Source organism: Shinella sp. BE166 (genome assembly GCF_051201095.1).
Taxonomy (GTDB): domain Bacteria; phylum Pseudomonadota; class Alphaproteobacteria; order Rhizobiales; family Rhizobiaceae; genus Shinella; species Shinella lacus.
The window spans coordinates 440,984-455,377 of sequence record NZ_JBPEHL010000003.1; the positions used below are offsets into that span (position 1 = coordinate 440,984).

10 protein-coding genes are annotated in these 14,394 nt (G+C 64.5%); 7 read left to right on the plus strand and 3 right to left on the minus strand.

What is annotated here, in order from left to right; translation table 11 throughout:
• Positions 1 to 4: 4 nt before the first annotated feature.
• The 4 genes from phnY to J2Y63_RS09455 all read left to right on the plus strand — a co-directional run bounded on the left by phnY (position 5) and on the right by J2Y63_RS09455 (position 5,989).
• Positions 5 to 1,459 carry a phosphonoacetaldehyde dehydrogenase gene (gene phnY / locus J2Y63_RS09440; RefSeq protein WP_435265859.1) on the plus strand — a complete coding sequence of 485 codons (1,455 nt, stop codon included), beginning with the start codon at positions 5 to 7 and terminating at the stop codon, positions 1,457 to 1,459.
• A gap of 254 nt (positions 1,460 to 1,713) precedes the next feature.
• The gene (locus J2Y63_RS09445) at positions 1,714 to 2,736 is read left to right on the plus strand and encodes a putative 2-aminoethylphosphonate ABC transporter substrate-binding protein (RefSeq protein ID WP_435265860.1); all 1,023 of its coding nucleotides are present in this window, start codon (positions 1,714 to 1,716) and stop codon (positions 2,734 to 2,736) included.
• Between the two features lie 80 nt (positions 2,737 to 2,816).
• Positions 2,817 to 3,980 carry a putative 2-aminoethylphosphonate ABC transporter ATP-binding protein gene (locus J2Y63_RS09450; protein ID WP_435265861.1) on the plus strand — a complete coding sequence of 388 codons (1,164 nt, stop codon included), beginning with the start codon at positions 2,817 to 2,819 and terminating at the stop codon, positions 3,978 to 3,980.
• 2 nt (positions 3,981 to 3,982) lie between these two features.
• Positions 3,983 to 5,989, plus strand: coding sequence for a putative 2-aminoethylphosphonate ABC transporter permease subunit (locus tag J2Y63_RS09455; RefSeq protein WP_435266074.1), 2,007 nt, complete (start codon positions 3,983 to 3,985; stop codon positions 5,987 to 5,989).
• Positions 5,990 to 6,034: 45 nt separating this feature from the next.
• On the opposite strand, the gene J2Y63_RS09460 is transcribed toward J2Y63_RS09455, so the two are convergent.
• Positions 6,035 to 7,051 (minus strand): GlxA family transcriptional regulator, encoded by a 1,017-nt coding sequence (locus J2Y63_RS09460; RefSeq protein ID WP_435265862.1) that lies wholly within the window; start codon positions 7,049 to 7,051, stop codon positions 6,035 to 6,037.
• 183 nt (positions 7,052 to 7,234) lie between these two features.
• On the opposite strand from J2Y63_RS09460, the gene J2Y63_RS09465 reads away from it, so the two are divergent.
• Positions 7,235 to 8,017 carry a DeoR/GlpR family DNA-binding transcription regulator gene (locus tag J2Y63_RS09465; protein WP_435265863.1) on the plus strand — a complete coding sequence of 261 codons (783 nt, stop codon included), beginning with the start codon at positions 7,235 to 7,237 and terminating at the stop codon, positions 8,015 to 8,017.
• Positions 8,018 to 8,105: 88 nt separating this feature from the next.
• Positions 8,106 to 10,556, plus strand: a complete 2,451-nt coding sequence (locus J2Y63_RS09470) for a GcvT family protein (protein ID WP_435265864.1) — start codon at positions 8,106 to 8,108, stop codon at positions 10,554 to 10,556.
• A 3-nt stretch (positions 10,557 to 10,559) separates the two neighbouring features.
• Here J2Y63_RS09470 and prmB read toward each other — a convergent pair whose 3' ends face one another.
• On the minus strand, positions 10,560 to 11,477 hold the full coding sequence (prmB, locus tag J2Y63_RS09475) for a 50S ribosomal protein L3 N(5)-glutamine methyltransferase (RefSeq protein WP_435265865.1): 918 nt from the start codon (positions 11,475 to 11,477) through the stop codon (positions 10,560 to 10,562).
• A gap of 106 nt (positions 11,478 to 11,583) precedes the next feature.
• On the opposite strand from prmB, the gene J2Y63_RS09480 reads away from it, so the two are divergent.
• Positions 11,584 to 12,372, plus strand: a complete 789-nt coding sequence (locus J2Y63_RS09480) for a pseudouridine synthase (protein ID WP_435266075.1) — start codon at positions 11,584 to 11,586, stop codon at positions 12,370 to 12,372.
• Here the strand turns inward: J2Y63_RS09480 and J2Y63_RS09485 are convergent.
• Positions 12,369 to 14,393 carry a dipeptide ABC transporter ATP-binding protein gene (locus J2Y63_RS09485; protein ID WP_435265866.1) on the minus strand — a complete coding sequence of 675 codons (2,025 nt, stop codon included), beginning with the start codon at positions 14,391 to 14,393 and terminating at the stop codon, positions 12,369 to 12,371. The two genes, J2Y63_RS09480 and J2Y63_RS09485, sit on opposite strands and share 4 nt — an antisense overlap.
• Position 14,394 lies beyond the last annotated feature (1 nt).

Here is a 14,394-nt window from a genome sequence, read left to right on the forward strand (position 1 = left end):
GATGATGACCAAGGTCGAAACGACATTCGCGATCCGCCACGAACCCATGCGGATCGCCGGCAAGAAGGTCGATACCGAAGGCGTGGTCGAGGTGCACTATCCCTGGAACGACGCCGTCATCGGCACCGTTCCGGCGGGCAATGCCGAACATGCCCGCAAGGCCTTCGAGATTGCCGCCGCCTACCAGCCGAAGCTGACGCGCTACGAGCGGCAGCGCATCCTGCTCAAGGCAGCCGAATTGCTCGTCGCCCGCAAGGAAGAGGTCTCCGACCTCATCACGCTGGAGCTCGGTATTTCCAAGCAGGACTCGCTCTATGAAGTGGGCCGCGCCTTCGATGTCTTCACGCTCTCCGGGCAGATGTGCATCCATGACGACGGCGAAATCTTCTCCTGCGACCTCACCCCGCACGGCAAGGCGCGCAAGATCTTCACCACCCGCGAGCCGTTGACCGCCATTTCGGCGATCACGCCCTTCAACCACCCGCTCAACATGGTGGCGCACAAGGTGGCGCCGGCTATCGCCACCAACAATTGCGTGGTGCTGAAGCCGACCGAACTGACGCCGATGACGGCGCTGGTGCTGGCCGACATTCTCTATGAAGCCGGCCTGCCGCCGGAAATGCTCTCCGTCGTCACCGGCTGGCCGGCCGATATCGGCATGGAGATGATCACCAATCCGAATTTCGACCTCATCACCTTCACCGGCAGCGTGCCGGTGGGAAAACTGATCGCCGCGCACGCCCACTACAAGCGCCAGATTTTGGAACTCGGCGGCAACGACCCGCTGATCATCCTCAACGACCTGTCGGACGACGATCTCGCCAGAGCCGCCGACCTCGCGGTGGCGGGCGCGACGAAGAATTCCGGCCAGCGCTGCACGGCGGTCAAACGCATCCTCTGCCAGGAGCGCGTCGCCGATCGTTTCGTGCCGCTGGTGCTGGAGCGGGCGAAGAAGCTCCGGTTCGGCGATCCGATGGACCGCACGACGGATCTCGGCACAGTCGTGCATGCCAAGGCCGCGGAGATCTTCGAACGCCGCGTACACAAGGCGGCGGAGGAGGGGGCGGAGATCCTCTACAATCCGGGCCGGCAGGGTGCCTTGCTGCCGCCGATCGTCATCGACCGCGTCTCGCATTCGAGCGAACTCGTGATGGAGGAAACCTTCGCGCCGATCATCCCGATCGTCCGCGCGCCGGATGACGACGATGCGCTGATCGCGCTTTCGAACTCGACGGCGTTCGGCCTCTCCTCCGGTGTCTGCACCAACGATTTCCGCCGCATGCAGAAATACATAGCCGGGCTCAAGGTCGGCACGGTCAACATCTGGGAAGTGCCTGGCTACCGCATCGAGATGTCCCCCTTCGGCGGCATCAAGGATTCCGGAAACGGCTACAAGGAAGGCGTCATCGAGGCGATGAAGAGCTTTACCAACGTCAAGACGTTTTCCCTGCCCTGGTGATCCGGGCAAACCCCTGCGGGATCACCCTTTCTGGGAGCTGCCTTCGCGCGGCTCCCTTTTTTCGTTGCCGAAAAGGACCATTTTGGCGACGTATAACCTATAGATTCTACCTTCCGAACGATAAGAATAATAAATTTTACTTACCGAAAACCCCTGCGCAGAATGCCTCTCGAAGCCGATCATCAAAGGGCGACAACTAGATCACCCGCCGCGCTTCCCCGGTTTTTCCAGGCCTTCAGAGGAGATTTTCAATCATGAACAGACGCATGCTTTTTCTGCTTGCCGGCGCCATGTCCGCTGTGCTTCCTTCCATTGCCTTCGCCCAGAGTGAACTCACCGTCTACACCGCCGTCGAGGCCGTCGATCTCGACCGCTACAAGGCGACCTTCGAGAAGGCGCATCCCGACATCACGATCAACTGGGTGCGCGATTCCACCGGCGTCATGACGGCAAAGCTGCTCGCCGAGAAGGACAATCCACAGGCCGACGTCGTCTGGGGGCTCGCCGCGACGTCGCTGCTGCTCCTCAAGACCGAGGGCATGCTGGAAGGCTATGCGCCGAAGGGCGTCGAGGCGCTCGACAAGAAATTCGTCGACAAGGACAACCCGCCGAGCTGGGTCGGCATGGACGCCTATGTCGCGGCCCTCTGCTACAACACAGTCGAGGGCGAAAAGCTCGGCCTCAAGGCGCCGACGAGCTGGGAAGACCTGACGAAGCCGGAATACAAGGGCCATATCGTCATGCCGAACCCGGCCTCCTCCGGCACCGGCTTCCTGGATGTCTCGGGCTGGGTGCAGATGTGGGGCGAGGAGAAGGCCTGGTCCTTCATGGACAAGCTGCACGAAAACATCTCGGCCTATACCCATTCCGGCTCGAAACCCTGCAAGATGGCGGGCGCCGGCGAAGCGGTGATCGGCGTGTCCTTCGAGTTCCCCGGCGCCAAGGCGAAAAGCGCCGGCGCGCCGATCGACATCATCTTCCCCTCCGAAGGTTCGGGCTGGGAAGCCGAGGCGACGGCGATCATCGCCGGCACGGCAAACCTCGAGGCCGCCAAGACCCTGGTCGACTGGTCCGTCACCAAGGAAGCCAACGAGATGTACAATGTCGGCTACGCCGTGGTCGCCTATCCGGGCGTCGCCAAGGCGGTCGAACACCTGCCGTCCGACATCGCCTCCAAGATGATCGAGAACGACTTCGAATGGGCCGCGAACAACCGCGCCACCATCCTGAAGGAATGGCAGAAGCGCTACGACGCCAAGTCGGAACCGAAGAGCTGACATCGATCGGCCGGGCGGGGCGCCAAGCGCTCCGCCCTTCGCATTCTCGAAACGTGCCTGACAGCCAGCGGAGCTTGCAGATGAGACATGCCATGTCGATCGAACCGACACCCACGAGCATTCACCGCGCGCCCGGAGAGGCGGCTTCCTACCTCGAAATCTCCGATCTCTGGAAGAGCTACGGTGATTTCGTAGCCCTGCGCGACATTTCGCTCAGCATCGCCAAGGGCGAGTTCGTCTGTTTCCTCGGCCCCTCCGGCTGCGGCAAGACGACCCTGCTTCGCGCCATCGCCGGCCTCGACCTCCAGTCCCACGGGAAAATCCTTCAGGGCGGCCGCAACATTTCGAGCCTGCCGGCCTCCAGCCGCGACTACGGCATCGTCTTCCAGTCCTACGCGCTCTTCCCCAACCTGACGATCGAGCAGAACATCGCCTTCGGCCTGGAAAACACCGGCCGCTCCCGGGCGGAGATCACCGCGCGCGTCGCGGAACTCCTGGAAACGGTCGGCCTCTCGGCGCATGGCAAAAAATACCCCTCCCAGCTTTCCGGCGGCCAGCAGCAGCGCATCGCGCTTGCCCGCGCCATCGCCATTTCCCCTGGCCTGCTGCTGCTCGACGAACCGCTTTCGGCGCTCGATGCCAAGGTGCGCGTGCACCTGCGCCACGAGATCAAGTCGCTGCAACGCAAGCTCGGCGTCACGACCATCATGGTGACGCACGACCAGGAAGAAGCGCTCGCCATGGCGGATCGCATCGTGGTCATGAACCACGGCGTCATCGAGCAGGTCGGCTCCCCGACCGAGATCTACCGCCATCCGAAAACCCTGTTCGTCGCGGACTTCATCGGCGAGACCAACCAGTTTCCCGCAAAAGTCCTGCCAGACGCCCAGGTCGAGATCGGCCATTCGGCCTTCTGCTGTCTGACGGAGGATTTCGCGACGGGCGACACGGCGACCGCCGTGGTGCGTCCGGTCGATATCATTCCGCATGGCGCCTATGCGCATGCCATCAACGCCATCGATCGGCCCACGACGCCGCAGAACCTCATTGATGCCGAAGTGCGGGAGATGGAGTTCCTCGGCATGTTCTGGCGCACGCGGCTGACGGCCCCGCGGCTCGGCGAGCGCACGCTCGTCGCCGATTTCTCCGTCAATGCGGTGCGCCGGCTGCAGATCGAGACGGGCGGCGTCATTCAGGTGGAGATCCCGCAAGATCGCCTGCTGCTCTTTCCGAGGGGGGCATGACGATGACGCTTGCACTCGACTTCGCCCCACCCGGCAAGCGCGTCCGGCAGGAATCCTCGCGCGACGACCGCATCAAGCTCGGCTTCATGGCCGTCATCGGGCTCTACCTGATCATAGCCCTTGGCGCGCCGCTCGCCGTCATGCTGTCGAAATCGCTATCGACCTACCGCTTCGACCTCGCCGCCTTCGAATTCCAGGTGAGCGACGAGACGGGCGCCAACTGGGGGCCGATCGTCACCGCGGATGCGCTCAACCAAAAGCTGGGCGCGGTGAAGCAAGAGGAGCTCGACAGCAGCTCCGACGGACGGCTCGCCGCCACGAAATTCTTCCCGGACTTCAGCTTCCGCAGCCCCGTCCATTACCGCATTCGCGGCACGACTGCCGATACGGCCTTCCTTGCGGGCTCGACGCTGGAGAAGGGCACGGAATGGCGGGAATACGAGTCCGGCACGTTCCGGCGCGTCGTTCTGCGGCCGGCAAGCAGCCTTGGCCTCGAAAACTTCAAGACCTATTTTTCGACGCCGGCGCTCGCCCGTTCCATCTACAATTCAGTACTGATGGCGGCGATCAGCACGGTGGTGACGATTTCCATCGCCTTCGCGCTCGCCTATGGGCTGACGCGAAGCTGCATGCCGCTGAAGGGCCTGTTCCGCGGCATCCTGACGATCCCGATCCTCGTGCCGTCGCTGCTGCCGGGCATCGCGCTCGTCTATCTCTTCGGCAACCAGGGTGTCTTCAAGGACTGGCTGATGGGCTATTCCATCTATGGTCCGATCGGCATCGTCATCGGCTCGGTCTTCTTCACCCTGCCGCATGCCTTCCTGATCATCCTGACCGCGCTCTCCGTCGCCGATGCGCGGCATTACGAAGCCGCCGCCTCGCTGAAAGCCAGCAAATGGCGCACCTTCACCACCGTCACGGTGCCGGGCGCACGCTACGGCCTCGTCTCGGCCGCCTTCGTCGTCTTCACGCTGGTCATCACCGATTTCGGCCTGCCCAAGGTGATCGGCGGCCAATATGGCATGCTCGCCGTCGACATCTACAAGCAGGTCATCGGCCAGCAGAATTTCGAGATGGGAGCGGTCGTTTCCGTCATCCTGCTCGTGCCGGCCATCCTCGCTTTCGCCGTCGACCGGCGCATGCAGAAGCGCCAGGTGGCGCTGCTCTCGGCGCGCGCCGTGCCCTATTCGCCGAAGCCGAACGCAAGGCTGGACGCGGTTTGCTTCGCCTTCGCCTGCCTCGTCAGCCTGTTCATCCTCGGCATGATCGCCATGTGCCAGATCGCGGCGCTGGTGAAATTCTGGCCCTATGACCTGACGCTGACGACGAAGAATTTTGCCTTCGACCTGATGGATGGCGGCGGCTGGGCGGCCTATGGCAATTCGATCCAGCTCGCCCTCCTGACGGCGCTGTTCGGCTCGCTCGTCGTCTTCGCCGGCGCCTATATGGTGGAAAAGGCGGATGGTTTCCGCCTCGGCCGCAGCATCTTCCATTTCCTGGCGATGATGCCGATGGCCGTTCCGGGCATGGTGCTGGGCCTTGCCTATATTTTCTTCTTCAACAATCCGGCCAATCCGCTCAACGCCATCTACGGGACGATGACGATCCTCGTCGTCTCGACGGTCACGCACTTCTACACCGTCGCGCACCTGACGGCGCTGACCGCGCTGAAGCAGATGGACCCGGAATTCGAATCCGTCGCGGCCTCCCTCAAGCAGCCCTTCCACCGGCTGTTCTTCCGGGTCACCGTGCCGGTCTGCCTGCCGGCGATCCTCAACATAGCGATCTATCTCTTCGTCAATGCGATGACGACGGTCTCGGCGGTGGTCTTCCTCTACGCCACGGATACGAAGCTCGCTTCCGTCGCCGTGCTCAACATGGACGATGCCGGCGATATCGCCCCGGCCGCGGCCATGGGCATGATGATCTTCTACACGAATGTCGCCGCCAAGCTGATCCACGCGCTGGTCGCCCGCGGCCTGCTGGCCCGCACCCAGGCCTGGCGATAGCCAAGGCCCATGCCGGGTGCGAGAGCGCACCCGGCGCCCTCCCTTTCACGCCACGCGTCGCTCCGGCCGGTCGAGCCGGCGCCGTTCCGTTTCCGCCATCCGCGTCTGCTGCGGCGTGCAGCCATAATGTTCCCGATAGGTGCGCGAGAAATGCGAGGCGGTGGAAAAGCCGCAGGCCATAGCGATCTCGATGACGGGAAGCGACGAGTTCTGCAGCAGCAGATGCGCCCGCTCCAGCCGCATATCGAGATAATAGCGCGCCGGCGACCGCCCCATTTCACGGCGGAACAGGCGCTCCATCTTGCGCCGGGAGAGACCCGTCGCCGGCGACATCTCGGCAAGCTTCAGCGGCTCGGAGAGGTTCGCCTCCATCTGCTCGATGACGGCGATCAGCACCGCATTGTCGATGCCGAGGCGGGCCTGGAGCGGCAGGCGTTGGCGCTCGCCCGCTGGCCGCACACGTTCACACAGCGCCATTTCGCAGATGCGGTTGGCGATATCCTGCCCCAAATCGGCCTCGACGATGCCGAGCATCATGTCGAACGGGGCATTGCCGCCGGCACAGGTGAAGAGATCGCCGTCGATCTCGAACGCCGTCTGGCGGGCATCGACCGCTGTAAACCGTTCGGAAAAGTCCGGGAAATGCTCCCAGTGCACGGCGGCGCGGCGCCCGTCGAGCACACCGGCGCGCGCCAGGCTGTAAAGCCCGCCGGCAAGGCCTGCGAGCGGAACCCGACAACGCCGGCAAAGCCGCAGCCAGCCTTCGAGCGCCCGGTCGGACGGCGGGACGGCGCGTCCGCCGCAGATGACGACGCGCGGATGCCCGGCCTGGTGCAGCCGGTCGCGCGCCTCTGCGAGCGAACCATCGGCCGCAAGGCGCGTGCCGCAGCACGATTGCACCGGCCCGCCATCCGCCGTCACGATCCGCCAGTCATAGACCACGCGGCCGGCCGCTTCATTGGCGAGGCGTAGCGCCTCGGTCGCCGCGGAAAAGGCATGCAGCGCAAAACCATCGAGCAGATAGAAGGTGAAGCTGCCGGTCTGTGCACATGCCTGTTGCATCGTTTTCCTCCCAATGCGGTACGGGCGAAGAATGCAAATAATAATTACATTTTGCAACATGTTTGAACATGTAGAGAGTGCTCTCGGCTGAATTTTCTGCGTTGCAAAGGCGTCAGACCGCCACAAATCGAGGATTTTCCCGCCCTGCTTGTCAAAGCGACAAAAATGATCGCAGATAGGACCATGTCAGAGTCTCAAAACCCCCGCGCCCTCGCGCCCCGCCGCCACGGCGAGATTCTTCGCCGCCTCGCTGCGGATGGAACGGTCAGCATCACCGCGCTCGCCGACTTCTTCGACGTGTCACGGCAGACGATCCGCCGCGACCTCAAACACCTGGCGGACCGCGGCCAGCTCGATCTCGTGCACGGTGGCGCCACATTGTTCGAACCGACCGAAGCAGCCTTCACGGAACGGCGCGAAGAGAACGCCGGGGCCAAGGCAGCAATCGGCCGCGCGGCTGCTGATCTGGTGCGCGACGGCATGGTTGTCTTCCTCGATTCCGGCACCACGACGCTTGCCGTGGCGCAGGCGCTGACCGAGCGCAAGAACCTGACAATCTGCACCACGTCGCTGTCCATCGCGCTCTTGATGTGCCGCCAGCCGCTGGTGCGTGTCCATATGCTCGGCGGCGAGATCGACCCCGTGGAGGAGGCCGCCGTCGGCATCGATGCGCTGGAGGCGATCAGCCATTTCCGCGTGGATGTCGCCTTTCTCGGCGGCGGCGGCCTGTCGCCGGATGGCGAGGTGACGGATTTTACCCGCAGCGGCGCCGAGCAGCGTTCACGCATGGCAGCACTGGCGGGAAAAGCCTATTTCGTGCTCGACAGTTCCAAGTTCGGCCGCCTGACACCGCTGCGTATTCCGCGTTTCGAACTGGCCGCCGGGGTCATCGTCGACCGCCGTCCACCGGAGGCGATCTGCGAGGCGCTGGAGCGGAAAGGGCCGAGCCTGATCGTCTCGACGTGAGATAATGTAATCTTTTGTAACTTTTTGTCTTGTTATCTGTCGGCGCCTTGTTACAGTGCGGCCTTCCATGGTTCCGGGAGGTCGTCACATGGCACAGGATTTTCCAACACAGGCACAGGTCGTCATCGTCGGTGGCGGCATCATCGGCTGTTCGGTCGCTTATCATCTGAGCAAGCTCGGCTGGCGCGATGTCGTGCTGCTCGAACAGGGGCAGCTCAGCGGCGGCACCACCTGGCATGCCGCCGGTCTCGTCGGCCAGTTGCGCAGCCATGCCAACATGACGAGCCTCATCAAATATTCGACGCAGCTCTATAGCGAGCTGGAGGCCGAAACCGGGCTTGCCACCGGCTGGAAGAATTGCGGCTCCGTTTCCGTGGCCCGCACCGCCGACCGCATGACCGTGCTGAAACGCACCGCCGCCTCGGCCCGCGCTCAGGGCGTCGACATCGAGGTCATCTCGCCGAAGGAGGCGCAGGATCTCTGGCCGGTCATGGCGATCGACGATCTCGCCGGCGCCGTCTGGCTGCCGGGCGACGGCAAAGCCAACCCTACCGACCTCACGCAGTCGCTCGCCAAAAGCGCGCGCAACCGCGGCGTTCGCATCTTCGAACGCATGCGGGTGACCGGCATCACAACCAGGAACGGCGCCGTCACCGGCGTAGAAACCGACCGCGGCACGATTGCCGCCGAGATCGTCGTCAATTGCGCCGGCCAGTGGGCGCGCAAGGTCGGCCAGATGTGCGGCGTCTCGGTGCCGCTGCATTCGGCCGAGCACATGTATATCGTCACTGGCAAGATTGAGGGCGTGCATCCGGACCTGCCGGTCATGCGCGATCCCGACGGCTATATCTATTTCAAGGAGGAGGTCGGCGGCCTCGTCATGGGCGGCTTCGAGCCGGAGGCCAAGCCCTGGGGCATGGCGGGCATTCCGGACGATTTCGAATTCGCCCTCTTGCCGGATGATTGGGACCAGTTCGAGATCCTGATGCAGAGCGCGCTGGAACGCGTGCCACAGCTCGCGACCTCCGAGGTGAAGAAGTTCTACAACGGCCCCGAAAGTTTCACCCCTGACAACAACTTCATCCTCGGCGAGGCGCCGGAGCTGAAGAACTTTTATGTCGGCGCTGGCTTCAACTCGATGGGCATCGCGAGTGCCGGTGGCGCGGGTAGGGCGCTGGCGGAGTGGATCGTCAACGGCGCGCCGACCATGGACCTCTGGCCCGTCGACATCCGCCGTTTCGCCGGCTTCAACAACAATCCGCGCTGGCTGCACGACCGCGTCAAGGAAACGCTCGGCCTGCACTATGCCATGCCGTGGCCGAACCGGGAGCTCGACACCGCACGGCCCTTCCGCCGTTCGCCGCTCTACGACCGGCTTGCCGCCAGGGGCGCCTGCTTCGGCTCGAAAATGGGCTGGGAACGCGCCAACTGGTTTGCCGGGGAAGGCGAGACGCCGGTGACGGACTATGCCTTCGGCCGACAGAACTGGCACGAGGCCGTGAAGCGCGAGATGGCCGCAACGCGCGAGGCCGCCGGCCTCTTCGACCAGACCTCCTTCGCGAAACTCCTCGTGCAGGGGCGCGATGCCGCCGCGGCGCTGAACCGTATCTGCGCCGCCGAGATCGATGTCGCCATCGGCCGGTCGATCTATACGGGCCTTTTGAACGCGCGCGGTGGCTATGAAAGCGACCTGACGGTGCTGCGCCTTGCGGCAGACCGCTTTCTCCTCATCACCGGCTCGGCGCAGGCGGTGCATGATGCGGACTGGATCCGCAAGAACATTCCCGCCGACGCCCATGTCACGCTCACCGACGTCACCTCGGCCTATGCCGTCCTGGCACTGATGGGGCCGCGCTCGCGCGACATTCTCGGGCGCCTCACCTCCGCCGACCTTTCGAACGAGGCCTTCCCCTTCGCGACGGTCCGCGAGATCGATATCGGCTATGCCACGGCCTATGCCAACCGCATGACCTATGTCGGCGAGCTCGGCTGGGAGCTGATCGTACCTACGGAATTCGCCGTCGGCGTCTACGAGGCCTTGCAGGAGGCGGGCCGCGACGTTGGGCTGATGGATTGCGGTTATTACGCGCTGGAAGCGCTGCGGCTGGAAAAGGGTTTTCGCGCCTGGAGCCGGGAATTGACGCCGGATATCAACCCCTACGAGGCGGGTCTTGCCTTCGCGGTCTCGCTCGACAAGCCGAGCGGCTTCATCGGTCGGAAGGCGCTGGTCGAGGCCAAGGCCAAAGGCACCCCGACGCGGCGCATCATGCAGTTCACCGTCGACGATCCGTCGCCCATGCTGTGGGGCGGCGAACTGGTGCTGCGGGATGGCAAGCCGGTCGGCGAAGTGCGCTCGGCCGCCTATGGCCACACGCTCGGCCGCGCCGTCGCCCTTGGCCTGATCGAACATCCATCCGGCGTCGACAAGGACTTTTTGACCAGCGGCCGTTTCGAGGTCGAGCTTGCCGGGGAACGCTTCGCGGTCACGGCCTGGCTTTCGCCGGCCTATGACCCGAAGAGCCTGCGGGTCAAGGCGTAGCGATCACGCCACGCCCAGCGCTTCGGCGGAAATCCAGAACACCGCATCCTGGGATTCCGCCGTCTCCAGCCAGAGGAACTCCAGATGGGGGAATTCTTCCTCCAGGATTTCCCGGCCGGAACCGATCTCGCAGATCATGCCGCCGCCGGGATTGAGATGATCGCCCGCCGTTGCCAGGATCTGGCGCACGAGATCGAGCCCATCCTCACCGCCATCATGCGCCATCTGCGGTTCGGCGCGGAACTCGGCGGGGAAGGCACCCAGCGCGGCGTGGTCGACATAGGGCGGGTTGGTGATGATCAGGTCGTATCTCCGGCCGGCAAGCGGCGTGAAAAGGTCGCCTTCATGCAGGGTGACCTGACCCTCCACCTCGTGTTCAGCGAGGTTCAGCCGCGCCACGTCCAGCGCGTCGGCGGAGAGATCCACCGCATCGACCGCGGCATAGGGAAAGAACTTTGCCGCAAGCACCGCCAGGCAGCCGGAGCCGGTGCAGATGTCGACGGCGCTGGTCACGGCCATCGGGTCGGGCAGGAAGGACGAGCCCGGCGAATTCACATATTCATTGAACAGGATCTCGCCGATATGCGAGCGCGGCACGATCACCCGCTCATCGATGAGGAACCGCACGCCCTGGATATAGGCGCGGCCGGTGATATAGGCGGAGGGCTTGCGGGTCGTCACGCGCGTCTCGATGCGCTCGGCGAGCCGCTTGCGTTCCGCGGGAAGCAGCCGCGCGTCGAGAAAGGGATCGAGCGCGTCGATCGGCAGATCCAGCGAATCGAGCAGCAGGAACGCGGCATCGTCGCCGGCGGTCGTCGTGCCGTGGCCGAAGCTGAGGTCGGCGGCGTTGAAACGGGAAATCGCATAGCGCCAATAATCGCGCAGCGTCACGAGTTCGCGGGTAATATCGTCCTGGGTCAACGCACTCTCACTTATTTGCTAAGACGGTGCTTTAGAATCAGAAAGGCCGGCGGGTCAACCGATCCCGGGACATATGGCAGGTTTCAAGGACGGCGTCATGAAGGACATCCGCAAGCGGCAGAAACCGGCCGCTCCTCGAAAGGTCGAGCCGGCGCCGGGCGGCAAGCGCGTCACGCTGCCACGCGCGCTCTCCAAGCTCGGCTATTGTTCGCGCACGCAGGCTGAAGAGCTGATCACGGCGGGGCGGGTGGCGCTTGCCGGCCGCGTGGTCACCGATCCGGCCATCTGGGTCGATCTTTCGAACGCCGTGATCGCCGTGGATGGCAAGCCCGTCGCGGCGGAAGAGCGGGTTTATCTGATGCTCAACAAGCCGCGTGGCCTCGTCACCACCCGGCACGATCCGGAACGACGCCCGACGGTCTATGACTGCCTGAAACAGCTCGACCACGCGCATCTTTCGCCCGTCGGCCGCCTCGACAAAGCGAGCGAGGGCCTGCTGCTTTTTACCAACGACACGGAATTCGCCCAGGCGCTGCTCGATCCCGAAACCCATGTGTCGAAAACCTATCACGTCCAGATGGACAGCCTAGCCGACGACACGCTTCTCGCCGCCTTGCAGGCCGGTGTGCACCATGACGGCGAATTGCTGCGGGCGAAAAGCGTGCGAAAACTGCGCGAAGGCAACAGGAACTCCTGGCTCGAAATCGAGCTTGACGAAGGCCGCAACCGCCAGATCCGCCGCATGCTGGAGGCGATGAACATCGCCTGCCTGCGGCTCGTGCGCGTCTCGATCGGCAATCTCGCGCTCGGCGATCTGGAAAAGGGCGCGGTCCGGACGCTGGACGATGGCGAGGTCGAGGGCCTGCGTCGGCTCGTCGCGTCCCGCATCGCCTAGAGGGCGGCGACCGGCCGCTTTTCCACCGGCGGGACCGCGCGGGTCGCCAGTTTTTCAACCGGGACGTGACAGCGAATGAAGCCGCTGCCGATCGCCTGCACCGGCGGACGCGTCTCGGCGCAGACGCTGCCGACCTGTCGGGGACAGCGGCCGGCGAGCGGGCAACCGACCCCCGGCACCGGCTTCGAGGCCGGCATGGCCGCCGGGCGGGAGACGTAGTGGTCCTTGCTGAGACCGGGTGCCGCCTCCAGCAGCATCTCTGTATAGGGATGCAGCGGCGCGGCGAGCAGGGTCTCGGTCTCGGCCAGCTGCATCAACTCGCCGCGATAGAGCACCGCCACCCGGTCGGCAAGTTGCTGCACGACGGCGAGGTCGTGCGAGATGAACAGCATGGCAACGGCGTGTTTCTCCTTGAGGGAGCGCAGCAGTTCGACGATGCGCGCCTGCACCGAGACATCGAGCGCCGACAGGATCTCGTCGCAGATCAGCAGTTTCGGATTGACCAGCAGTGCGCGAGCAATTGCGATGCGCTGGCGCTCGCCGCCGGAAAGCTGCTCGGGGAAACGGTCGAGATAACCGGCATGCAGGCCGACATTTTCGAGCACACCTTCGAGCGTCTTCTCATCGGCCGCGATACCTAAATGGTCGAGCGGGCGTTCGAGGATGGCTCGGATGCGGCGACGGGGGTTAAGTGATGCGTCGGGGTTCTGGAAGATATACTGGATCTGCCGCAACTGCTCGACCGAGCGGCTTTTCAGCACCGGATCGAGCAGGCCGCCATCGAGGCTGATCAGGCCCGTACGCGGCGGCAGGCGGCCGCTGATGGCGCGGGCAATGGTCGACTTGCCGCTGCCGGATTCGCCCACGAGCGCCACCACCTCACCGGCGCGCAGTTCGAGGTCGATGTCGCGCACCACGGACGGGCTGGTGCGGCCGAGGAGTTTGTCGAAAAGGCCCGGCTTTCGATAGGTGAGATCGAGGTCGGCGATCGAGAGCAGGCGCTCCGGCTTTGCCGTGGCCCTTTCGTCGAGCCGCGGCTTGACGGCCGGTGTCTCCGGCACCGCCGCCTCCCGCCATTTCATGCAGGCGACAGTGCGGGCGTCCGCGACCGGCTCCAGCACCTGCGGTGTGCTGCGACAGGCGGCGGTCGCGAAATCGCAGCGCGGCTCGAACTTGCAGCCGGTGGACATCTGATCGCGGCGCAGCACGCCGCGCAGGCCGCGCGCCTGGCGCTCCGTGCCGTCGACGGTCGGGATCGAGGCAATCAGGCCGCGGGCATAAGGGTGGGCCGGAGCCGCCAGCAATTGATCGCAAGGCGCCACCTCGACGAGTTGACCGGCATACATGACGCCCACCCGGTCCGCGATCTGGGCGAGCAGCGCGAGGTCATGCGTCACGTAGAGCATCGCCATGCCGATGCGGCTTCTGAGATCGCTGAGAAGCTGGATGATCTGGCGCTGCGTGGTGACGTCGAGGCCGGTGGTCGGCTCGTCCAGCACCAGCAGGTCGGGATTGCAGGCGACGGCCATGGCGATCGTCACGCGCTGCTGCTGGCCGCCGGAGAGCTCGTGCGGATAGCGATGGCCGACATCCGGCAGGCCGACCAGCGCAAAAAGCTCGGCGATGCGCGCCTGAATGGTCATGCCGGACGGCAAGGCCCTGTGGGTGGCGATCATCTCGCGGATCTGCGAGCCGACCCGCATGCCGGGGCTGAGCGAGGTCGTCGGGTTTTGCGGCACCAGCGCGATGCGGTTGCCGCGCATTCGTCCGAGCGATTTCGCGTCGAGTTTCAGCAGGTCGGTGCCGTCGAACAGCACCTCGCCGGTCTGCACCAGGCTGTTGACGGTGCCGTAGCCGAGCAGGCGGTAGGCGACGGTGGACTTGCCGCAGCCGGATTCGCCCACGAGCCCGAAGGCCTCGCCGCGCGCGATCTCGAAGGAGACGCCCTGCACGACATTGGTCCAGCCGGCGGGGCTGCCATAGGCGATGTTGAGATTGCGGACTTCGATGAGTTTCTTCATT

Excerpts from the sequence above, each read along its gene's own strand:
- phnY (WP_435265859.1), top strand. The coding sequence starts at position 5 with ATGACCAAGGTCGAAACGACATTCGCGATCCGCCACGAACCCATGCGG.
- J2Y63_RS09445 (WP_435265860.1), top strand. The coding sequence starts at position 1,714 with ATGAACAGACGCATGCTTTTTCTGCTTGCCGGCGCCATGTCCGCTGTG.
- J2Y63_RS09450 (WP_435265861.1), top strand. The coding sequence starts at position 2,817 with ATGAGACATGCCATGTCGATCGAACCGACACCCACGAGCATTCACCGC.
- J2Y63_RS09455 (WP_435266074.1), top strand. The coding sequence starts at position 3,983 with ATGACGCTTGCACTCGACTTCGCCCCACCCGGCAAGCGCGTCCGGCAG.
- J2Y63_RS09460 (WP_435265862.1), bottom strand. The coding sequence starts at position 7,051 with ATGCAACAGGCATGTGCACAGACCGGCAGCTTCACCTTCTATCTGCTC.
- J2Y63_RS09465 (WP_435265863.1), top strand. The coding sequence starts at position 7,235 with ATGTCAGAGTCTCAAAACCCCCGCGCCCTCGCGCCCCGCCGCCACGGC.
- J2Y63_RS09470 (WP_435265864.1), top strand. The coding sequence starts at position 8,106 with ATGGCACAGGATTTTCCAACACAGGCACAGGTCGTCATCGTCGGTGGC.
- J2Y63_RS09485 (WP_435265866.1), bottom strand. The coding sequence starts at position 14,393 with ATGAAGAAACTCATCGAAGTCCGCAATCTCAACATCGCCTATGGCAGC.